Source organism: Chitinophaga sp. RAB17, from assembly GCF_052114225.1.
Classification (GTDB): Bacteria; Bacteroidota; Bacteroidia; order Chitinophagales; family Chitinophagaceae; genus Chitinophaga.
Window position 1 is genome coordinate 233,432 of record NZ_JBFREI010000012.1, and the last position, 22,658, is coordinate 256,089.

Annotated in this window: 20 protein-coding genes; 10 read left to right on the top strand and 10 right to left on the bottom strand. The window is 44.8% G+C overall.

All coding sequences use genetic code 11. The annotated features are described in order from the left end of the window. Window positions 1-83: 83 nt before the first annotated feature. On the top strand, window positions 84-1,631 hold the full coding sequence (locus AB4Z08_RS29900) for a T9SS type A sorting domain-containing protein (protein WP_441577457.1): 1,548 nt from the start codon (window positions 84-86) through the stop codon (window positions 1,629-1,631). A 166-nt stretch (window positions 1,632-1,797) separates the two neighbouring features. Here the strand turns inward: AB4Z08_RS29900 and AB4Z08_RS29905 are convergent, their stop codons facing one another. Together AB4Z08_RS29905 and AB4Z08_RS29910 are read right to left on the bottom strand one after the other, a co-directional pair. Further along, window positions 1,798-2,490 (bottom strand): NADPH-dependent F420 reductase, encoded by a 693-nt coding sequence (locus tag AB4Z08_RS29905; protein WP_441577458.1) that lies wholly within the window; start codon window positions 2,488-2,490, stop codon window positions 1,798-1,800. After that, window positions 2,468-3,304, bottom strand: a complete 837-nt coding sequence (locus AB4Z08_RS29910; RefSeq protein WP_441577459.1) for an MBL fold metallo-hydrolase — start codon at window positions 3,302-3,304, stop codon at window positions 2,468-2,470. The genes AB4Z08_RS29905 and AB4Z08_RS29910 overlap by 23 nt, the downstream gene beginning before the upstream one ends. Window positions 3,305-3,395: 91 nt before the next feature. Here AB4Z08_RS29910 and AB4Z08_RS29915 point away from each other — a divergent pair, with 91 nt between their 5' ends. Then, complete coding sequence (locus AB4Z08_RS29915) at window positions 3,396-3,770, top strand: winged helix-turn-helix transcriptional regulator (protein WP_441577460.1); 375 nt, start codon at window positions 3,396-3,398, stop codon at window positions 3,768-3,770. A 51-nt stretch (window positions 3,771-3,821) separates the two neighbouring features. After that, on the top strand, window positions 3,822-4,286 hold the full coding sequence (locus AB4Z08_RS29920; protein WP_441577461.1) for a hypothetical protein: 465 nt from the start codon (window positions 3,822-3,824) through the stop codon (window positions 4,284-4,286). Between the two features lie 64 nt (window positions 4,287-4,350). On the opposite strand, the gene AB4Z08_RS29925 is transcribed toward AB4Z08_RS29920, so the two are convergent. Then, entirely contained in the window at window positions 4,351-5,142 is a 792-nt protein-coding gene (locus AB4Z08_RS29925) for a carbon-nitrogen hydrolase family protein (RefSeq protein WP_441577462.1), read from the bottom strand. Between the two features lie 251 nt (window positions 5,143-5,393). Between AB4Z08_RS29925 and AB4Z08_RS29930 the strand changes: the two genes are divergently transcribed. Further along, entirely contained in the window at window positions 5,394-6,374 is a 981-nt protein-coding gene (locus tag AB4Z08_RS29930) for a family 43 glycosylhydrolase (protein ID WP_441577463.1), read from the top strand. Between the two features lie 54 nt (window positions 6,375-6,428). Here AB4Z08_RS29930 and AB4Z08_RS29935 read toward each other — a convergent pair whose 3' ends face one another. The 5 genes from AB4Z08_RS29935 to AB4Z08_RS29955 are packed head-to-tail and all read right to left on the bottom strand — an operon-like array spanning window position 6,429 to window position 10,187. Continuing rightward, a complete protein-coding gene (locus AB4Z08_RS29935) occupies window positions 6,429-6,824 on the bottom strand; it encodes a hypothetical protein (protein WP_441577464.1) in 396 nt (131 codons plus the stop codon). Then, window positions 6,808-7,557: a methyltransferase gene (locus AB4Z08_RS29940; RefSeq protein ID WP_441577465.1), complete on the bottom strand. Its 750-nt coding sequence runs from the start codon at window positions 7,555-7,557 to the stop codon at window positions 6,808-6,810. The genes AB4Z08_RS29935 and AB4Z08_RS29940 overlap by 17 nt, the downstream gene beginning before the upstream one ends. Further along, window positions 7,545-8,285 carry a DUF2071 domain-containing protein gene (locus tag AB4Z08_RS29945; RefSeq protein ID WP_441577466.1) on the bottom strand — a complete coding sequence of 247 codons (741 nt, stop codon included), beginning with the start codon at window positions 8,283-8,285 and terminating at the stop codon, window positions 7,545-7,547. The genes AB4Z08_RS29940 and AB4Z08_RS29945 overlap by 13 nt, the downstream gene beginning before the upstream one ends. Further along, window positions 8,285-8,668: a DoxX-like family protein gene (locus AB4Z08_RS29950; RefSeq protein ID WP_441577467.1), complete on the bottom strand. Its 384-nt coding sequence runs from the start codon at window positions 8,666-8,668 to the stop codon at window positions 8,285-8,287. Before AB4Z08_RS29950 ends, AB4Z08_RS29945 begins: the two co-directional genes overlap by 1 nt. Before the next feature lie 25 nt (window positions 8,669-8,693). Further along, window positions 8,694-10,187: a glycoside hydrolase family 32 protein gene (locus AB4Z08_RS29955; RefSeq protein ID WP_441577468.1), complete on the bottom strand. Its 1,494-nt coding sequence runs from the start codon at window positions 10,185-10,187 to the stop codon at window positions 8,694-8,696. A 197-nt stretch (window positions 10,188-10,384) separates the two neighbouring features. Here AB4Z08_RS29955 and AB4Z08_RS29960 point away from each other — a divergent pair, with 197 nt between their 5' ends. Then, complete coding sequence (locus tag AB4Z08_RS29960) at window positions 10,385-12,766, top strand: ABC transporter permease (protein ID WP_441577469.1); 2,382 nt, start codon at window positions 10,385-10,387, stop codon at window positions 12,764-12,766. A 2-nt stretch (window positions 12,767-12,768) separates the two neighbouring features. Here AB4Z08_RS29960 and AB4Z08_RS29965 read toward each other — a convergent pair whose 3' ends face one another. Further along, entirely contained in the window at window positions 12,769-13,380 is a 612-nt protein-coding gene (locus tag AB4Z08_RS29965) for a DedA family protein (protein ID WP_441577470.1), read from the bottom strand. A gap of 235 nt (window positions 13,381-13,615) precedes the next feature. Beyond that, a complete protein-coding gene (locus AB4Z08_RS29970) occupies window positions 13,616-14,464 on the bottom strand; it encodes a metallophosphoesterase (protein WP_441577471.1) in 849 nt (282 codons plus the stop codon). Between the two features lie 162 nt (window positions 14,465-14,626). On the opposite strand from AB4Z08_RS29970, the gene AB4Z08_RS29975 reads away from it, so the two are divergent. The 5 genes from AB4Z08_RS29975 to AB4Z08_RS29995 all read left to right on the top strand — a co-directional run. Then, on the top strand, window positions 14,627-15,199 hold the full coding sequence (locus AB4Z08_RS29975) for a phage tail protein (protein ID WP_441577472.1): 573 nt from the start codon (window positions 14,627-14,629) through the stop codon (window positions 15,197-15,199). An 11-nt stretch (window positions 15,200-15,210) separates the two neighbouring features. Next, on the top strand, window positions 15,211-15,798 hold the full coding sequence (locus tag AB4Z08_RS29980; RefSeq protein WP_441577473.1) for a phage tail protein: 588 nt from the start codon (window positions 15,211-15,213) through the stop codon (window positions 15,796-15,798). A gap of 33 nt (window positions 15,799-15,831) precedes the next feature. Then, a complete protein-coding gene (locus AB4Z08_RS29985; RefSeq protein WP_441577474.1) occupies window positions 15,832-16,428 on the top strand; it encodes a phage tail protein in 597 nt (198 codons plus the stop codon). A gap of 13 nt (window positions 16,429-16,441) precedes the next feature. Then, window positions 16,442-17,584, top strand: a complete 1,143-nt coding sequence (locus AB4Z08_RS29990; RefSeq protein WP_441577475.1) for an ABC transporter substrate-binding protein — start codon at window positions 16,442-16,444, stop codon at window positions 17,582-17,584. 89 nt (window positions 17,585-17,673) lie between these two features. Beyond that, window positions 17,674-22,658 (top strand): beta strand repeat-containing protein (locus AB4Z08_RS29995; protein WP_441577476.1); only part of this gene is annotated, 4,985 nt, incomplete at its 3' end.

Sequence of the window (22,658 nt, forward strand, 5' to 3'; positions counted from 1 at the left end):
TTGATCACAATAAATCCATCTTAATGTGTAATTTCTACTTTGTCCCCAAAAAACTGCTCATTATATTATTTGCTGTTCTGGCAATGTCATCAAAAGCGCTCGGGCAGAAAACATATGCCAATAGTCAAACCAACAAGGTAAATGGCCTCTGTTTGCTGTGCGGAGTAAATAATCCAAACAACCCCATAAACAACAGCAGCCTTGAAGACTATTCCACCTTTATTATCAATGTAGGCCTTTTAGGTGTAAGCGTGGAGCAAACACTTATTTTCCCAGCCTCAAGTGCTACTGGTTGCGACTCCCTTATTATCGGGATCGGCAGTGGAAATCCTGTATTGTCTGCCAACTTATTTGGTGGAGTAACAGTGGAAACCTATAATGGCAGCACATTCAATAATGATACCCGTGTTGTGGATTCCAGCATAGTGCAGCTCCTGCAATGCAATAGCCGTGGAGAAATATTACTGCGACCACAACAACAATTTGACCGGGTAAAAATCAAACTAAGCAGCAGTCTTGTTGGTTTGCTAAGTAACTTCCGGCTTTATTATGCTTACCGGAAAAACAGCGTAGACAACCCCATTTATTATCCCCCTGAAGGAATGGTATGTGGCGCACCTTTCGTATCAATACTGAATCATCAGCCAGATATGGATTATAATGTAAGAGTTATCTACACGGCATTTTCGCAATTGATTTTAGATACTTCTTATGTAGTATTAAACAGCGATTCTGTACAACTACCCTATTATACAAACTTCGCCGGTTCACAGGGAGATATTTATATACAGGCTGTAAATCGCGTAACCGGATGCAGGTCTGACTCTGTTCGTCATTCATATTTCGCAGGCAGTACATCCTCTTTACCACGAGTGGATATCGACAGTATACATATCTGCAAAGGTGACAGCGCCACCCTGCATGCCGTCCAGGTGGTTCCTAATGCGCTATACTCCATCATCTGGTATAGTGCTCCTACAGGAGGAACACCACTTCATACCGGCCCGGATTATAGCGTAAGCCCCAATACCACCACCACCTATTATGTTACGGCTAAAGGATCCTGTGAATATCCACAACGCATTCCTGTAAAAGTGGGTGTTACTCCACGGACACCTCCTTCGCTCGCCCATGATACATTATTTATGATCGTAAATGCCTATGATACCCTGAAAGCAATTGCGCCGCCGGGAGCTACTTTCAAATGGTATTCCACAGCAACAGGCGGTTCCCCACTTTTTACCGGCAATGCTTTTCCGGTTCATCCACTTACTTCAGATACTTTGCATTATTATGTTGAATCAATCCTCGATAGTTGTGTAAGTAGTAGCCGCACCAAGGCCGTAGTAATTGTCAGCAATCAACTTCTGTTTGCCGGCAAAACAGGACTCCCGATGGAGTTAAAGCTACATCCGAATCCAACTAAGGGAGAGATCTCCTTTCAATACAACAAGGATCTTGCGGGCAGTACGATTATCATAAATAATATGAATGGTGTACCTGTTTATAAGAGTATAATGAAAACAAACAACATGAAAGTACCAAATCATATACCGGCAGGCATCTATCTCATAAAAATCAATACTACCACAGGAGAAAAGCTGACAGGAAAAGTGATAATACAAAAATAGTCGGCTCAAAAGCGAGTTGTAACACCTTAAAATAAAACCTATAAAATTTGTTGCCCAGGTTGCAGCCCTTTCCTGTCGGCAAGGACTAAAAAGAAAAGGAATAGACTTACGTCTATTCCTTTTCTTTTTAAATATGCTGGTGAGTGCAGGTTCCGGAGCCGCCTACTCATCTCGCGATTTTAAACCCTATATTTCCATTTTTTGTAGCCATAAATACGCTCAACCAAACAGGCAACATCATCTCTGTTGAACGGGCATGTTCAATATCGCCCAGATCAATAATATCCTTCCATCCAAACTGTTGCAGTATTTCAACTACTTCTGCTTTAGCGGCTGAACTATTTCCGGCCAGGAACATGGTAGCTGCTTCTCCACATCTGCCGGCATCTACCATCACTTCACAGTTAACAATATTCAGCGTTTTCACTACGTGTGTATCCGGTAAAAAATTCTGAATGGCTTCTCCTAATGAATTGGTGTTACATAGTTCGGGAATGAGCACTGGTCTTTTACCAGGTATAAATTGGAGCGGGTTACTAACATCTATCAGGATTTTGTTCCTAAGGTTATCGATGCCTGCCTGCTTCATTACCTCCAGCGAAATTTCTCCCTGGGTGCAATTGAAAATAATGTCCCCGAATGCGGCAGCGGACGCAAATGTTCCCGAGGAAGCGTTGTCGCCATGTTGTTTTACCCATGCGAGTGCCTTTTCATTATCAGGAGTTCTTGACCCCATCATTACTTTGTATCCCTGCTGAATAAGTTTTGTAGCAATCGTATTGCCTACCATGCCGGTTCCCAGTATTCCTATATTTTTCATGTAAAATTTGTTTGACTTAATGTTGATGAATACCTGCAAGTTCTTTCCCTACCCGATCTGCTGAAAGGCCCACCATGAACTGGCAACCATAATCAGGGTATGCAGACAACATTGTTTGTTCAAAAAGTTTTCTGCTGTTGTCATTAAAAATGCCGGTTCCATTGGTTGCTTTCAAAACTTCTGAACAATACCGGAGGAAATATGCCTGCTGTTTACCAAAATCTTTGATATCACATACAGCGCCATGTCCTACGTAGAAAGAGCCGAAATCTTTCAACGCCGGGGTTAATGTTTCCAGGTTAGACAGCCAGCGAAGAATACCACCATCATTCATATATGTGTGGTTGTTTTTGTACAACAGATCCCCGACAAAAGCTGCGCGATTTTCATCTTCCAGCAGCCAGATGGAATTGGCATCACAATCTCCCCCTGCGCCAATGTCCAGCACGGAAAAAGTGATATCGCCAATACGTACCTGGTCACCATTGTTGACCAATTCCGTAGGATACGACCATTCAGGTATCCATTCCTGACCAAACATACCAGACCATTGGGCATGTTTAATCTGTTCGGTGTCCAGCATTAATTGTTTCACCGAAGGCACGGCAAATACCGGTATATCAGCATGTTCTTTAAGATGATAGGTGCCAGCCACATGATCAGGATGTCCATGTGTAAGAATAATCCCTGAAATAGGCTTCTGCAGGGCATCGGCTTGTTGCTTTAATCCAAGACTATCGCTTCTCGTGAGCGTAGTATCTACTATTACCAGTTCATTAGCCCCTTCTACAATGAAAGCATTAACTTTCATCATGGGTTCCTGCGATGTATAAGTATGAATTTTGGTTTTCATTTTCTATTTTTGAATAATTTTAAGCACCAAAAGTAAACTGCTTCCGCATCATGCGCAATAACTGTCAATTCTGACAGTACAAAAAAACATTATGATTATTAAAGGAAAAAACGTTGGTTTTAAACTTCATGGGAAAACCTATCACTGTGCAATGGATATTACGATGGATTATATTGGTGGAAAATGGAAAAGTGTTATCCTATGGTACCTGCGAAAAAAAACCATGCGTTTTTCGGAACTACGGCAACATATCCCGGATATCACAGAGAAAATGTTAAGCCTCCAGTTAAAAGCACTCGAAGCAGATGGGCTGATCCAAAGAACATCATTCGGGGCCAAGCCTCCTCTCCGGGTAGAATATGCGCTGACCCCATTCGGGGAAACCCTGACAGGTCCGCTCGAAGCCATTGCCAGATGGGGACGGCAGCTCGGAGAAAATGAGGGCACTATCGAGGAAATGGAATAACCTGTTGCACCAACAGAAAAAACTATATTTAAAGGTTAAAAACTCTTTTTTATGGAAGATATCAAGGCATTAAGCCAGGTGGCCGAATTTCACACCACATTTAAACACCCGATCCAACAGACCCCCATTATTCCGGCAGCACAACGTTGTGAATTAAGAGTATCACTTCTCCAGGAAGAATTAAATGAATTGAAACAGGCGATTGCCGACAAAAATATAGTAGAAATTGCCGATGCTTTATGCGATCTCCAATATGTTCTATCTGGCGCCATACTGGAGTTTGGCCTTGGCGAAAAATTCCGCGAACTTTTTGACGAAGTACACAGATCTAATATGAGCAAGGCTTGTAAAACAGTAGAAGAAGCGGAGAAAACAGTGGAACACTATAAAGCAACTGAAAACGTAGACTGCTATTTTAAGGAGATCGATAATTTGTACCTGGTATACCGGAAAAATGATAATAAAACACTGAAATCCATCAACTATTCAGCTGCGCAATTAGCCGAAATCCTTTAATGGACGGCGCTTCTACAGGCATGTTTCAAATCAATGATGGGATACATGCCTGTAATCTTCCAGGTTATTTATACAATTCCTCTTTAAATCTTTTAGCCAATAATCCCGTAGCCAATGCGGGATCAACATCTGCTATTACAACACCCGGCGTTCCATAAGTGCCGTGAATCATACACGTACCATCGGGAGCAATTAATGAGCTGGCTGCTTCCGGATACCGGGAGGCATAATTGGAACTGGCGAAGTAGATGGTATTCTCCATTGCTCTCATCATCATTGCTTTTTCATAATAAGGACTGTCCTTATGGCCCCATTCTGTGAGCTCCGCCCCACTGCTGTTGCTTCCAACAAAATACGGATGAAATACAATTCTGGCACCCTGCCGGGCAGCCCATCTTACTGATTCGGGGTACCGGAATCCTTCATGGCAGATGGTAATACCAAACTTCACCCCCTTTATTTCAAAAATGCTGCGTTGCGTGCCGGCCACCCACATATTATCTTCCGTTGGGTCCAGTTGATTTTTTGTCTGGTAACCCAATATCTCCCCTTTATCTGATATCACGAAGGCTACATTTAAAAGTCCAGTGGGGTGATGCCAGTCCATGGGCAGAATAATGGCGATCCCATTTTCAGCAGCCATTTTGCAGGCTGCATCTAATGCCGATTGCAGCTGCTCTTCAGTACGCTCTTCCGGCCCCGCCCCCATTCCCGGATAGCCGGGAATATATGATTCCGGGAAACAAATGATTTCCGCATTTTCTTTGACTGCAGCTTTTATCAATTTTTCCATCCAGAATAAGCCATCATTAATGGATGCCGGAAATGGAGGGGAAGCTAAGGCTATTTTTATCATAAAATAAAAATTGTGTTCCACAACAAAGGAGTGAATGTTGCAGACACGAAATTATACAAACATTCAACAAAATAAAACCATTAAGAAAGAGATGACCTCTTCTCATTAATATCCTATTATTATCTAATACCTCCGCATTTATCTTTCTTTTTCCATCTTAATTAAGCCTGTTTGCGCAAAATTAGGTCTCCTGTTAAGGCCCCGGATTTAATTTTAGCCTTTATAGTTCATTATCAACATAATAATAACTAATGATGAAGATTGATCAGGTATTTAATTCCACGGTAAAGGCGTGCAAGCTGTCGATCCTGACACTTGCCGTATGCGGGGCAATATCCACGACTGCCCGGGCACAAAAAAATCCATTCATCACAAACATGTACACCGCTGATCCATCGGCGCATGTATGGAAAGATGGCCGTTTATATGTTTATGCTTCGCATGACATTGCACCACCGAGAGGTTGCGATTTAATGGATCAGTACCACGTATTTTCCACAAATGATATGGTACACTGGAAAGATCACGGGGAAATATTGAGGGCCTGCCAGGTGCCCTGGGGTCGGAAAGAAGGCGGTTTCATGTGGGCACCGGATTGCGCCTATAAAAATGGCACTTACTATTTTTACTTCCCGCATCCTACCGGTTCCGGTGACCAATGGAATTCAACCTGGAAAATAGGAGTGGCTACCAGCAAGCATCCCGCCAGCGATTTCAAGGTCCAGGGATATATAGAAGGACTGGAATCCATGATTGACCCTACCGTATTTATTGACGATGACGGACAGCCTTACCTGTATTATGGAGGCGGTGCCACCTGTAAGGGGGGTAAACTGAAAGACAACATGACTGAAATAGCAGGGCCTATGCAGAAAATGGAGGGACTGGAAGATTTCCACGAAGCCAGCTGGGTACACAAAAGAAATGGGATCTACTATCTTTCTTACTCAGACAACCACGACAAAGATGGTAAGCACAATCAGATGCGGTATGCTACCAGCAAGTCTCCTTTAGGACCATGGACATCGCAGGGCATATATATGGATCCTACTGACAGCTTTACCAATCACGGGTCTATTGTAGCATACAAAGGACAGTGGTATTCTTTTTATCATAACAGTTCCATATCGCATGAAGACTGGCTGAGATCTATTTGTGTGGATAAGCTATATTATAATGACGATGGTACCATAAAGAAGGTGATTCCAACTACCGGTACTCCGCAAAAATAATGAGCACATCAGCAGTTTTCCAGCCATTGATATCTGCCGGAAAACTGCTGATCATTAAATACCGGATACCAGGAAGAATACCACGCTGAAATATCCCCAGAGAAAAGAAAATAACACGTGGACGATGGTTTCAAAACGCTTCCCTCTCCATAACAAGGGAGAATACACGAAAAACTGAAATAGCAGGCGGATGGCCCAGAAAATAAAACATCCCAGGGCCAGCAGATGTCCCAGCCTTGTTTGCAATATATCTTCCGCCGCAGAGATACAGCATAGCCCCATCAACAATACAACCAGCGCGATAAAAAAAGTATGCACATACATGATTTGTCTGCTTAAAAGACTTACCACTGCAAATTCCTTCTTCCAGTTAAAATAACCCGGAAAGAAAATATGTATGATGGATAATAGTACGAGGATATATCCCGTGATCTTAAGATGTAATTCCATTTTTCTCAAGAATAAATGCGGACAGAAAAGGAGTAATCTTCATTTCTTTTCCGATGATAAGCTGCGCTGCTGCAAAGGTGCGCTTCCATGTGCTGCCGGAAAAAAAATGCAGGAAACCTATATTATACGCGATAAAATTACGGGTGTCTCTCAAGTGTTCCAGCACTATAATTTTTCCATTCTCCTGCAAACTATGATGCAGTTGCTCAAAAAACCGGCATCTCTCTTCCTCCTTCCTGATTTCATGGGCAGCCAGGAAAAGAAAGATGACATGCGCTGACGCAACTGGTAGTGGAACAGCGGTTGTACGGATGATCTGCGTTCCAGGGTAAGGCGCATATGCTTTTCTTGCACGCTCAATCGAAATTTCAGTATGCTTCAACGGATCATAAAAATCAAATACCTGAAGCTCTGCTCCCGGATACTTTTGCTGCAGGAAATGGCTCGTTTCGTCAAAACCCGCATGGATATTAATGATCCGCTGACCTGTAGAAACTGGCAGTTCATCTAACCAGCGCAGGTGATACAATCCGCTACCATCATAAATATACCAGGATACCCCTAAAGATAGTAAGGTACTGAGTATGATGAGTACCAGCAGTACCTGCACGGGGATCAATTGCCGGAAAAATAATCCCGCCACGATGAACAATATTGACAACAAATAGAAATGCCAGTTAAAGCGTATAATATTTATCAGGCCCTGGCAGGCTGTTCGTTCTACTCTTTCCATATATCCATCCTCCCTTTTTTCCAGTAATAAGGAATTTGTTGAATCAAAAATGCATTAGCCAGCACCGCTCCTTCCCATGCCGGGATTTTCAGAAAGTCCACTTCCGATGTGAGCACCTCCACAGGTCGGGGTGTCCAGTTTTCTCTGACACCTTCAATGATGAGTACTTTATTGGATGTATCATTACAACTGAATGTAAAAGGCAATGGGCCTGCAAATCGTCTTGCTTCTTTCCAGTTGTTAAAAGGAGAACCTGCAGGAAGTCCTGCATCCAGGTTGCCAAGATGAACGGCAATATCTACACCTGATTTCCGCGACTGCACCCGAACGGTATCTTCTTCTTGTTTTATATCAATATCTGTGGTGGTGTAATTATAGTGTGTAAACAGGTTACCTAAACATTCCATCTTCTTCTTATCTGTTTCTGATTTCAGGATGTATAGTCCGCGCAACTTCCTTCCCCGGCTGGTAGTATATCGTACAAAGGCTCTGTAGCCGGTGAGCACAAAATCATGTCCCATAAAACCAGGAAATCCTTTTGGTCTTAGCTGCTTTGTTTTTACTACGGCCACCGCAATAAAAGCCCATTTTTCCTGGAAGAGATCCAGTTCCAGTTTTGCCGGCACCATCGGTCGTAAAGCGGCCATAGGAACCGCGTAGGTCAATACCAGCGAGCTGTCGAAAAATGCCTCTACCGCAAAAGGATGATTTTTAAGAAAGGACAGCATCAGTAACTGGGTTTTGAGCGATGAAGACGATACTGATTCCAATAGATGAGGAAGATAAAAAGAGCCGCTATTACAATATTTATTCTTCCGAAGAGTAAGAGGTCAGGCACAGCGATGAATTCAATGATGTTCATGGTGGCTACCAGTATTATCTGTGCGAGAGCACACCACCTCGGTTTTATGGAAGAGAGGATCCACACCGCCATTAATACTTCCAGGAAACCAATAGTGCGGGTAAACAGCTGTGCATGCGGCGCACCCAGGATCCTGGCTACAATCAATTGATGCCTGGGTACCAGGTTACATACCTTGCAAAATAATCCATTCACTATCCAAACGGTGGCAATGGCGATGTTGATATACTTATAAAGTCGAGGCTGCATTTATTCCGTTTATCCGTATTAGTTATTATTTACTAAGATCCCATACTTTCAATGTATTCAATGTTACGTGTCCGTTGTCGGCAAAGGCAGCAAACCCTGTGGCTTCCCTGTCAGGAAATATCAGTGTGGTGATTACTTTTTCACCGTTATTCACAAACACTTCCACCGAAGATTTATCCAATAATACCTGTAACCGGATCTGGTGATTTACCGGTGATACGGAAACCCGTTGTACTTCTTTACCGTCATTAATGTAGAGTTCTTTACGTTGTACGTTATAACCAATCACCACTTGCCGGCCGTTTTTGTGTTGTGCTATTTTCAATCCAAAATCCGTGGCGGTGCCTGGTGTGAAGGTAGCATCTATCCAGTTGGTGTTGTTATTAAAACGTTGTCCGTTGTTCAGCGGCAGATCTTTACTATCCAATGTCAGAGCCTTCTGCGTCCGCTTTTTAGCAGCAGGCAATTGCTCCAGGCAGGTATTCAATACGGCAGCCGGTTGCTGAAATAAGCGTATACCCGCCGCCGTTGTTTTCAGAGACAAGTCACGTGGGATAGACATTTGTCCGCGCCAGGGGCTGGTAGCTGTTTCAAACGGCATGAGCCAGCCTATCATGGTTTGGCGGCCATCCGGCAGATGGTTATAAGGGATAGCGGCATAGAAAGTTTTGCCATCATCTACAAACAGCTGTGTTGTTGCGGCGTTATCGTTCGTAAATTTTTTTCCATCAAAGTCACCAATAAAATATTGCATACCGGTGGCTGCCTCCTGATTTCCGGAAGATACCATGAGTAGCCATTTTTTCTTTGCCGGATTTCCATCTACATATAGCGGGGTTAAAGACGGGCATTCCCAGATTTTACGGGTATCTCCCTGGTTGCCAAATTCACTGATCAGCTCCCAGTCTTTCAGGTTTCCGGAACTATAAAACTGTACTTTATGTTCCGCAGGTACTGCCACTGTCATGAGCCATTTGTGTTGTGCTTCCAGCCAGATCACCGAAGGATCGCGAAAATCTTTCTGATGGATATCTACTACCGGGTTATGGGCATAGTTCGTATAGGTAAGTCCACCATCGTTACTATATGCAATAAATTGCGACTCTTTTTGTTGTTTGGGTTGATCAGCCGTATAGATAGCGACAACAGGGCCTTTACCATTTTTGCCCAAACCGCTGCTGTTATGTTCATCCCATACTGCAGAACCAGAGAATATCCAGGTGGTGGTATCTGTTGTTACTATTTCCGGAATGGCTACCGGCAGGTGTTGCCAGTGCAGCAAATCTTTGCTGATGGCGTGGCCCCAGCTCATGTGCCCCCATTTATTTTCGAGTGGGTTGTGCTGATAATACAGGTGATAAACTCCATTGAGATAAATCAGGCCATTAGGATCGTTCAACCAGTTTTGCGGAGCGGTGAAGTGATATACAGGCCGCCATTGCGGCGTAGGCTGATCCTGCGCATGCAAAGTGAATGGAAGTAGGATGGTGGCCAGTATATAAAATAGTTGTCGCTTCATAGTAATGATGATATCGATAAATATAATGCTTACTACTTACATTCCATACAGCTTCTCCCCCTTTTCACTACCGAACACCTTTTGTACTAAAAGCGAACAAAATAATTAATTATATAATATATAATTACTGGAATTAAAGTCATTGTAAAAGTGGTACATTATTTTGTGACCTATTTATCATCATTACCTTTCATTGTATGCTCAAGAATTATTTCCGGATCGCATGGCGCAACTTAACCCGGAACAAAGGGTTTGCCATTATCAATATTCTGGGGTTAGCCATCGGAATGGCGGTGGTTATATTAATTGGCCTGTGGATAAAGGAGGAAGTATCCTATAATACATCTTTTAAAAACTATGACCGCATTACGCAGGTAATGCATCATTGGGATAATGCAGCCTATCATAAAATTTCTACCGAAACCGTGATGCCTATTCCTGCATCAACGGAATTGCGTGCTAAATACGGTTCTTTTTTTACGTATATCGCTTTACAGCGCCCCAGTGGGGATCACATCCTTTCTTATGAAGGCAAAAAAATGAATGAAAAGGGTTTGTTTGCAGAGCCTGAATTAGCGGATATGTTATCTCCTAAAATGATAGCAGGTACGTTGCACGGGTTAAATGATCCTTCGGCTATCATGATCAGTGCTGTATTTGCCAAAGCCATGTTTGGGGATACAGACCCGATCAATAAAATGATCAGAATAGATGACAAAAGTGTGCTGAAGGTGACGGGAGTATTTGAAGATTTCCCCCGGAATACGAGCTTCTATGGTACGCGCTTCATGATTCCCTGGGCTTATTATGTTGGCAGTCAGGCGTGGGTGAAAAGATCATATGATCAGTGGAACAATAATTCATTTTTCATTTATGCACAACTGGCGGATCATGCAGCCATTAGCAATACTGCAGCAGCTATCCGGGATATACTCAAAGGGAGACCTGGCAGAAATGATCATGCAGAAGTCTTTTTACAACCAATGAGTAAATGGCATTTATATAGTGAATTCAGTAATGGAAAAAATATAGGTGGCAGTATCCGGTATGTGTGGATCTTTGGTACTATCGGTTTATTTGTACTCATCCTGGCCTGTATTAATTTCATGAACCTGAACACAGCACACTCACAGAAGCGGGCCAGAGAAGTAGGCGTACGCAAAGTGGTGGGATCGCTGCGGCATCAACTGATTGTCCAATTCCTGGGAGAGGCCCTGATCATAGCCGGAATGGCCATGTTACTGGCTATCATGCTGGTGCTGATAGCATTGCCATGGTTTAATTCACTGGCCGACAAAGCCATTGCATTTCCCTGGAAGGTGCTGTCATTCTGGGCGGGCGTCATAGGTCTTATGTTTTTAACGGGTCTGTTGGCCGGTAGCTATCCAGCTTTTTACCTCTCTTCTCTTCAAACGCTAAAAGTGTTGAAAGGCACTTTCAAAACCGGGCCGTTGGCGGTGCTATCCAGGAAGGTATTAGTGGTATTGCAGTTTACAGTTTCTGTAGCGCTCATCATAGGTACCATCATCATTTTTAAACAAATTGAGCATGCGCGTAACCGGCCTTTAGGCTATGATCGGAACGGGTTGATTAATATCTCTATGACTACTCCGGAGCTGCATGGAAAGTATGATGTGCTCCGCGATGAACTCATCAACTCCGGCGCTGCAGTAAATATGGCAGAAGCCTCCAATCCGGCTACAGATATTTATGCACATCTTACCGGGTTCGATTGGCCGGGAAAAGATCCTGCTGTAAATCCCACGTTTGCGGTATCCTGGATAACACATGATTTCGGCAAAACGGTAGACTGGCAGTTTACCGCAGGTCGCGATTTTTCAAGGAACTTCGCTACAGATACTTTTGGCCTGATATTAAATGAAAGCGCAGTAGCCTATATGGGGTTAAAGCATCCGGTGGGAGAAACAATTAAATTCAATGATACCAATTTCCACATCATAGGTGTGATAAAAAATGTGATCATGGAATCTCCGTTTGCGCAAGCTGCTCCTGCCGTTTTCATGATGGATTATGGAAATGCCAGTGAGATTACCATCAGGATTAATCCAAACATCGGCGTACCTGCTGCCCTGGCTAAGATAGCAAGGATATTCCAGCGATATGCTCCCGCGGCCCCTTTCGATTTTCGTTTTGCAGATGCAGACTACGCAGCCAAATTTTCCAGTGAAAACCGCATCAGCCAATTATCTGTCTGCTTTGCCTTATTCGCTATTTTTATTAGTTGTCTGGGGATTTTCGGACTGGCTGCCTTTACCGCTGAACAACGCACCAAAGAGATAGGTCTGCGAAAAGTAATGGGCGCGTCTGTTATTAATCTTTGGGGGCTTTTATCGAAAGAGTTTCTGTTACTCACCCTGATGTCATTTAGCATTGCGATGCCAGTGGCCTGGTGGTTCATGCACCAATGGCTGCAGCGTTATGATTACCGCATAGATATCTCTCTTTGGATATTTGTGATAACGGCATTGGCAACGTTACTGATCACTTTAGGCACGGTTAGTTTTCAGGCGATAAAAGCAGCATTGACGAATCCTATCAAAAGCTTGCGGACCGAATAAAACTATTCTGCCTTTTCGTTGCCACCTTTCCGGAATTCCCGGACAATGCGTATCACTACAGGAACAGTTACGACAACAACAATAACAGTGATGAAGTACTTGAGATATGGTTGTAAGAAGGGCATACTACCGATGAGATAACCGGCCAGTACGAAACTACATGCATAGCCCACTGAACCTATCGTTACAAACGAAAGAAAGCGGCGGAAATCCAGCCGGATCATGCCGGCTACAATAGGTGCAAAGGTGCGGATCAACGGAAGAAATACGCCTGCTGACAGCGCTACTGCACCATGCTTATTATAAAAATGTTCTGCCGACACCAGGTACTGCCGCCGAAAGAACCGGGAATCTTTCCGGTTGGCTAATAAGGGACCTGTTTTCCGGCCAAACCAATAACCGGTGATGTTGCCTGCAATAGCAGCTACAGCGGACAATGCGCAAACCAGCAGTACATTATAATGCAAACTTCCGGTAGCAATTAATACGCCGGCCGTAAACATAAATCCGCCGCTGGGGAGGAAGAAACAAAAAAACAATCCGGTTTGTCCGTACACGGCGAGGAATAAAAACAATAAGCCTCCGTAGCTAAGGAACGATGCAGCATCCGACATTCGTAGTATTATTAATAATCAGTACAAAATAGTTTGTTAATCAGGTATTCACCAGGTCGTTCAGTGTTTCAAAAATATGCAGCGGGAAGGCTGCGGGTCTGTATCACATTTACCAGGTAAATTTAAGAGAAGCTATTCAATTTCCGTGTGTTTTTCCCGTGTCTGTCATAAAACAAAAAAGCCTTTACATCTGAATATGTAAAGGCCGAAATATTTTTAGCTATTACCGGAGGCCTTATGCAGTCACATATCCTGGCTGCACACCGCATCCCTGTTGATTTTCATCGAACATCATTTTCATTTTTCCGGTCATCATTCCATTCCATCCTGCCTGGCTGAGATATACTTCCTGTCCGATCGTGTTTCTTAGCACTACGGTAGATGTCAGCATTTTCTGCTGATGACCTCCAATCACGTAATCGATATGTGCACTATCCGTAGCCATATTGCAGTTGTCGGCGATGGCCCCTGGTTGTTGAAATCCAAGATGAGAAAGACAGATTACCACGTGGCAGCCATGTTCCTTTTTGAGATTTGCCGCTACTGCGTCTGCTGCTGCCACCGGAGGCAAGTAAGTAACGCCGCTGTTTCCCTGTAGTTGCGGCCCTACTCCTGTGATACCCACCTTTAACGCTCCCGCATATACGATTTTATGACGTACTACCTGGCGTGCGAGGGATTTATCCGTGAATTGGTAATTGCAGTTGACTAATGCAAACTGCATATGTGTCATCAAAGCCGCCAATGCTGCCTGTCCGTTTGCCAGTTCACGATTGCCGATGGTGGCTGCGTGATAGCCCGCTTTATTCATGGCCTGGATCATTTCCATATGTGCGTCCACGTTAGTACCGTCATCAATGAAATCGCCCGCATCCAGCAGCAATCCTCTATCACCTGCTACGCGGTGATGTACGAATCGTCCGTGCAGGTCGTTGGTATGCCATATCGTTACTTCACGGTTGTTGCCGGGAATATAAATAGCGTTCTCCGTAGGACCGGACAACGATTTTAGAGACTTTGGTATTAATAACAAGCCTGTTAGCAGTGATGTATTTCGCAGAAAATTGCGGCGTTCCTGGTTCATAATGTATGGGGATCTGGAAAAAGTCAGGTAAAGATATATATATCCATTTGATTTCCTATTACACGAAATAAGTATTGCTTTAAAAAAAAATATGATCTACTTTTACGCAGTTTTCATAGCGGTCCAGTTGATTTATCCCCATCATAACAAGTACCTAGACAGATGCCAACCTATAACAGCTTTTTATCTCAAATAAGTTTAGTCGCTTTTGACTTTGCGCCTAAAGATTATGCACTGTGTAACGGACAAATCCTGCCCATCAACAGAAATCAGGCCCTGTTTTCGCTGCTGGGCACTACCTATGGCGGGGATGGCCGAACTACTTTTGCATTGCCTAATTTACAGGGACGCGCACCTATGCATAGAGGCAATGGCTACATAGATGGACAGTTTACTGGCAACGTTACTGACCGACTTACAGTGGCTAATATAGCCGGGCATGGACACAATATTATTAATACTACGCTCAGGTTACAAACCGGGAATACAGCTGATACCACCTCACCTGCCAACGCTTTTCTTGCGCCGGCTCCAGCTGCCAGCCCCCGGTTCGGGAATCAGGCAGATGAGCGGATGGCAACAGTGCAGGGGCAGGATCTGGTTAAAAATCCGGCCGATGGCCCATTGAAGACGGAAGCCTTTACCTCTCCGAATAATTCCTTTGATAACATGATGCCCTACCTGGTACTCAATTATATTATAGCTTTAGCGGGAATCTTTCCCTCACGCAACTAATCCCTACTTATATGCGCGCACCTGATCCCTATGTATCAGCATTTGCTCCAGCTAACGATGTTTTTGTTGGGGAGATTGTCATGTATGCCTGTAATTTTGCACCTGATGGATATGCCGAATGTAATGGTCAATTACTTCCGCTGTCACAGAACACTGCACTCTTTTCACTACTCGGCACTTACTATGGCGGAGACGGCAAAAGTACTTTTGCACTGCCTGACCTGCAAGGAAGAATTCCCGTTGGTGCAGGCCAGGGAGCAGGGCTTACTGAAAGATACCTGGGTGAATCGGGAGGTCAGGAGTCCGTTACTTTAACCCCCGATCAGCTACCCAATCATACACATGTTATTAAAAAAGTGCCATTAACGTTACCGATAGGGACAGACAGCAGTACCAGCAATCCTGTTAATGGCTATCCCGGCGTTACCGCTTCAACTCCTTTATATGCCAAAGTAGCTGGAAATGGTACCAGCGGACCTTTGAAAGCTTCCCTGACAGCAATGCCCCTGGGCAGTTCACAACCAGTAAATGATATTCAGCCATCGCTGACTATCCTATTCGCGATCGCTCTTTCGGGGACATTTCCACCGCGGTCTTAATCTACCAATGATCATTTTAAACCACCTATAGTAATGGACGTTTTTATAGGAGAAATAAGAATATTTGCGGGTAATTTCGCGCCTGCAGGCTGGATGCTCTGCCAGGGACAAATACTTTCCATTTCAGAGTATGAAACCCTATTCAATCTGATAGGTACCACCTATGGTGGTGATGGTCTGGAAACCTTTGCGCTTCCTGATTTACAGGGCAGGGTCCCCATACACTCCGGTAGACATCCGGATAGTGGCCGCATATTCACCCTGGGCGAGAAAAATGGTACAGAAACCTTTACCCTGACCGCCAACCAGCTACCATCACACCAGCACGTCGTTTCCGGGCCTGTATCTATTGCTGCACTGGGCGCAAACCCCGGCAACCAACTGACGCCGGATAATAACTACCCCGCTATTACGTCCGGAAAAAACGTATACAGTACCAGGGTAAATACTGGCAAAGACACCGCCAATCTACCATTACGGATGGCTCCATTGGAAGTCACTCCTACGGTGGGGGATACCACCATGATGCAGGTACAGCCAACTGGCAGCTCTCAACCCATTGACAACATGCAGCCGTACCTTACCCTCAATTATATTATCTCCCTTTTCGGAATATTTCCAACACAATGAAGGAACATACTTTATGAAAATAGGCGCATTATTACCAAAATCTTCTTTTCATCCGCTGCTACACCATGATTTCCTGCAGGGTATGCAGGCTTACCTTCAGCTCCGCGCAGTAAATACGACCTGGTTCACGGCCAATATCGGATTTGGCACAGATGCTGAGCTGATGCTGGAACAGGCGGAAAAGATGCTACTGGAAAATCAGGCGGATGTATTGGTGCTGTATGCAGATCAACCGGCAGTGAGCAAAATTGCTGCCTTGGCAAAATCGTTGAACCGCCTGGTAATACTCGTGCACAATGGCGCTAAATATATGCACGAATGGGAACCCCATCCTGTAGTGCTATCACATACACTTAACAATGCTATTCAATGCAGGCTTACCGGTCGGTATGCTGCAGGCCATGCAAAAGATATTGCTGTGTGTACCTCCTTTTATGATGGAGGCTATTCACACTGTCATGCACTAACACAATCATACCTGGAAAATGGCGGAAGTGTGGCTTACAACTTTGTGAGTAAATATACCGTTCCCACATTTGATTCAGCTCCGCTGCATGAATTCCTTACATCTAACGCACACGTACAAACGCTGCTGGCGCTTTTTAATGGCGACCTGGCACATTGCTTTTTGCAGCAACTGCAACATGCTGATGCAGCAAAAGACTTACAGGTATTTGGCAGCCCCATGCTGCTGGATGAAACACTGACAAACGTACACGGTGAATTGAAGTTACCGTTTCGTGTCAATGGATATGTACCCTGGATATCTTCTCTCCCCAATAATGCAAATCAACTGTTAAAAACACAGTTTAAAAACCATACTGGCCGCGAGGCTAATGTGTTTAGTATGCATGGCTGGGATACCGGCATGATACTGGAACATATTTTCAATACAATAGACATACATCACTTCCAGGCAAAAGCGATCATCTCAGCACTCGGTGAAGTTACGCTGGATAGTCCACGTGGGCCTCTGCGCATGGATAGTGCCACGCATCACATGCTGGCCCCGGCATGGTTAGTACAAACAAATGAGGCGTTTGAGCTAAAAGTGATCAGTAAAGAAGAGAACACCTTAGAGGTGTGGCAGGATATTGTGCGTGAAAAAATACCAGGCGGAGCTACCGGCTGGTTCAATACTTACCTCTGCGCTTAAAATAACCAGGCGAGGTATTTTCTAATAATTGAACATCCTGACAACAGGATGTATACTTATATATTTCTTATACCAAAGGATCCCCCCTTATGAAATTATTTTTACTCAGGACCCTGATATCCCTGTTATTGCTCACCGGTATTGCTACTTGCGTACAGGCACAGGCCTTTGGCCCTGGTGATATACAGTTCAGTGGCATTAACATCTATGACGATAACAATAACGGTATCGTACAGAATGATGCCTTTTCGTTTATCCTCCTCCGTAATTGCCCGGCCAATACAAAAATTTACTTTACAGATCTGGGATGGACAGGTAGTGGCTTTCAAACCAGGTTTACTAACTGTGCTGATGGAGGTGGGTCTGCTACAGATGGTATCATTGAATGGTCATCAGGCCCTGCTGCCTATAGTGCCGGGACCCAGGTCATCATATATTGTAAATACAATCCCACCTGTAACAAAGGAAGTATCAACATCAACAATTGTACGCCTACCGGCAACACCGTGGGACAAATCCAGACGGCAAAAGAATATATTAGTCTTGGCCTCCTGGGAGATCAACTGTTTGCTTTCACCGGCAATGTTAATAGTCCCACTATCATTGCGGGTATTAATGTGAATAAAAACAGTTGGGAACCATCGCTGGGTGGCTGTGAATTTACCTCTTCCCGCTCTGTAAAACCAGCTACCACCCCGGTGATGAACTTTGCCAATGCAAATTCGATCAACGCAGTTTATAAGTGTGATAGCAAGGTAATGACACTGGCGAACCTGCGTAGAAGCCTGCTGGATATGAAAAAATGGGACCAGGATAGCACCTTGCTGGCGCCTGCTCCTGCATCGGTCAATCTGAAAAGCACACCCAACTGCTTCATCACGATCGTTAATCCCAGTGCCGACAGCATTCTGTATGTAGACAAACAGAAAAACATCTTTGGTAGTGGCAACAGCTGGGCCGACCCGATATATGATTTGAGTATGTCACTTACAGCAGCAGCAGATACCGGCAATTATATCAAAAAAATCTGGATAGCAAAAAGTACCTATAAGCCTGGTAACATCCCCGGTCCCGCAGCTTCTTTCATAATACCTTCCAATGTGGCTGTATATGGCGGTTTTGCAGGTAGTGAAACCACCCTCGATCAACGTGATATTGCCGCCAATCCGGTGATACTGAGTGGTGATATTGGAGGTGATGATCACCTTACCAATAATATCGTACAGAAATTTTCAGACATCGTTGGCCAAAACAATTATCATGTAGTTACACTCAATAATATCAGTCAACAGACATTAATTGATGGTGTAATTATTACAGGCGGAACAGCTAATGGAACGCTCCCTTCTGATCGTTCAGGCGCAGGCATCAGCAACCTTGGTAATCTAACCATTACCAACACGCAGTTCTATGGCAATGATGCCTTGCTGGACGGAGCCGGCATGTACAACAACAACTATGGTACGGTAAGCCTGACAAATTGCGTATTCTATGGTAACAGAAGCAGACGTAATGGTAGCGCTATCATGAACAACGTTTTCATTGACATGCGATTAACCAATGTCACCATTGGCGGAAACACTTCTCAGGCTTCAGCGGTGGCATCGGACCAAAGTTCCTTTACCGCCTTTAACAGTATTATTTCAGGCAATAGTTCTGTTACAGCTGCCAGTGATGTGAGCTTCACCAATACCAGCCAAAATATTAATTATAGTATCCTGGGAAATCAATACTATACCAACACTAACACACACCAAACCACACCGGCAGTACAGTTTGCAAATCCAGCTACCGGAGACCTGCGGCTATTGCCAGTGAATGATGGTATTAATAGGGGAGATTCCAGCACCAACAAGCCAGGCTATGCCGCGCAAGCCGGCACTTTGGATCTTGATGGAAAACCGCGTATCAGCAATACCGTTATTGATCTTGGTGCCTACGAGAAACAGGCCATCCCACAAACGATTACCTTCCCGCAGCCAGCTCCGGTTACCTATGGTATGCAGAACATTGATCCGCAAGCCACTACCAACGGTGATGCTACTGTTACTTATACAACTGATAACACCGCAGTGGCAGATACGCTGAACAGCAAAATTAAAACAACCGGCGCCGGTACCGTTGTGGTCACCGCTTACGCAGCCGCTACCAATATTTATCTGCCTGCAACACCGGTATCCAAAACCCTCACCGTCAATAAAAAAGCGCTGACCATAAAAGCTAATGATACCACCCGGATTTATAAAGATCCCAATCCGGTGATAACATATACATATACCGGTTTTGCCTATGCAGATAGCGCCGCCATGATTACAGGTGTAAATGCCACGCATACTGCCAGCAGCAACAGCGTTACAGGCACCTACCCTATTACAATGGACCTGAGTGCTGCCACAGCAGCTAATTACCTGCTAACAGGTATCAATGGCACATTAACTATTACGCCGCAGCCACAAACCATTACATTCCCGGCACCGGCTACCGTTACTTATGGCGTGTCACCACTTATGCTGCCAGAGTTTACCGATGCAGGCGTAGCCATTGTTTACACCGTAGATGCCGGACCAGCTACCGTTGCCGGTAATATCCTTACCATCACCGGAGCAGGAAGTGTCACCATTACGGCCTCACAACCGGGAGATCACGATCATATTGCCGCAACTCCTGTAACGCAAACATTCACCGTAAACAAAGCAACGCTTGCCGTCACAGCCAACGATAAAAATAAAGCCTATAAGCAAGTCAATCCAACACTTGATTATGACTTTACCGGTTTTGTCAATGGGGAAGATAAAAGCGTTGTAAGTAATGCCGCAGCTATCAGTACTACCGCGGATAGCGACAGCCATCCAGGCACATATCCGATCACGGTGACGATTGGTACACTGACTGCCGCCAACTATGACTTTACGTTCCATGCCGGCTCACTGACAATTACGAAAGCAGCACAGGTAATCACTGTACCCACTGTCACCACTAAAACATATGGCAATGCGCCATTTGGTCTTGCTGGTACCAGCACCTCCGGCTTACCCATTACCTATAGTGCTACAGGTCCTGTTTCCATCACAGACAGCATAGTCACCATTACAGGTGCAGACAGTGTAACGATCACCGCCAACCAGGCTAGTAACAGCGACTATGATGCTGCAACAGCGGTGGTGACAGGATTTACTATTATGAAAGCGCCACTGATTGTAAGAGCCGATAGCAAACAAAGATTATATGGACAAAACAATCCGACACTGACTTATACTTATGACGGACTTGTTTACACCGATGATAACAGTGCTGTAAACGGCACACCCGCACTCAGTACTGCTGCTAATCTCAACAGCGTACCTGCCAACTACCCGATTACGATTACCAACTTCGCCTCACTGACAGCAGCCAACTACCTGCTATCAGCCGTTAACGGTAACCTGGCAGTACAGATGGCGCCACAAACGATTACCTTCCCGGCAATCGGCAGTAAAACATATGGCGATGCACCATTTACACTGAACGCCAGTAGTGATGGAGGCTTAACTATAGCATACACAGTTACTGCCGGCCCTGCTACGGTTGCCGGTAATACATTGACTATTACCGGTACAGGTACCGTAACCGTTACTGCTGATCAGACAGGAGACGGCAACTATACACCTGCAACGCAGACCTCACAAACGTTCAACATTAATAAGGCGCCGTTGACTGTATTGGCTGCCCCTGCATCTAAAACTTATCTGCAGCCAAATCCAACATTCGCCTATACGATTAGTGGCTTTGTTAACGGAGATAATATCGGCGCAGTCAATGGTTATGCGGAGACCAGTACCACTGCCGATATTAACAGTATACCGGGGAAATACGCGATCACAGTAAGTGTGGGCACATTGACGGCCACCAACTACACGTTCGGTTTTACCGGCGATTCACTTACGGTTACACCCGCAGGGCAAACCATCAGTTTCCCAGCTGTCCCCGGTAAAACATATGGTGATGCACCCATTACACTGAATGCCAGCAGCGATGCCGGCCTAACCGTAACATATACGGTAACTTCCGGTCCGGCGACTATCACGGGTAATACCCTCACCATCACCGGTATTGGCAGCATAACGGTAACGGCTACACAGACTGGCAATGGTAACTATACCGCTGCCACACCTGTCAACAGCACTTTCCAGGTGGCTCCGGCTACCCTGATAGTAAAAGCTGATGATATGTCAAAAGCATATGGCGCCAATAACCCAACCTTTACTTCCACTATAACAGGTTTTGTGAACGGCGAAAATGCCAGTGTAATAACAGGCGTTCCTGCACTAACAACTATTGCCGATAACAGCAGTGTACCGGGTACTTACCCGATCACCGTGGCTACAACAGCAATGAGTGCAGCAAATTATATCTTCACCACTACCGATGGAACGTTAACAGTAGGAAAGGCGGCTCAAACAATCAGCTTCCCGGCTATCTCCGGTAAAACATACGGCGACGCACCGGTTACACTGAACGCTAGCAGCGATGCAGGTTTACCGGTAACATATACTGTTACCTCCGGTCCGGCTACTATTAATGGTAACACCCTCACCATCACTGGTGCAGGCAGTGTAACGGTAACGGCTACACAAATAGGTAACAACAACTATAATTCAGCAACACCTGCCAGCAACACCTTCCAGGTAGCTCCGGCTACACTCACCGTGAAAGCCGATGACGCACAACGGGTATATGGCGCCAATAATCCGGCGTTCACTTATAACGTTACTGGTTTTGTAAACAGCGAAAACGCCAGTGTAATAACAGGCAATCCTGTACTCAGCAGCATCGCTGATAACAGCAGTGTTCCGGGTACTTATCCGATTACCCTATCCACAACGGGTATGACGGCGGCTAATTATACCTTCACTACTACCAACGGTACTTTAACAGTTGACCAGGCGGCTCAAACGATCAGCTTCCCGGCCATCTCCGGTAAAACTTATGGTGATGCACCGGTTACGCTCAACGCCAGCAGCAATGCTGGTTTACCGGTAACATATACTGTTACCTCAGGTCCGGCTACTATTAATGGTAACACCCTCACCATCAC